Annotated in this window: 1 protein-coding gene; it reads left to right on the top strand. The window is 68.2% G+C overall.

Annotated features, from left to right (window positions below; all coding sequences use genetic code 11):
* On the top strand, positions 1–321 hold a 321-nt coding region (locus F0L68_RS44010; RefSeq protein ID WP_223199571.1), incomplete at both ends, for a phosphoenolpyruvate carboxykinase domain-containing protein.

The following is a 321-nucleotide window of genomic DNA, read 5'->3' on the forward strand; positions in this document are numbered from 1 at the left end:
AGAACAAGGTCTACTTCGTGGCGGCGGCGTTCCCGTCTGCCTGCGGCAAGACCAACCTCGCGATGCTGGAGCCGACCATCCCCGGCTGGAAGGTTGAGACGCTCGGCGACGACATCGCCTGGATGCGGTTCGGCGTGGACGGCCGGCTGTACGCGGTGAACCCGGAGAACGGCTTCTTCGGCGTGGCGCCGGGCACCGACTGGCACACCAACCCCAACGCGATGCGCACCATCGAGCAGGGCAACTCCCTGTTCACCAACGTGGCGCTCACCGACGACGGCGACGTCTGGTGGGAGGGTATGGGCGAGCCGCCCGCGCACC

This window comes from Solihabitans fulvus (genome assembly GCF_008386585.1).
Taxonomy (GTDB): Bacteria; Actinomycetota; Actinomycetes; order Mycobacteriales; family Pseudonocardiaceae; genus Solihabitans; species Solihabitans fulvus.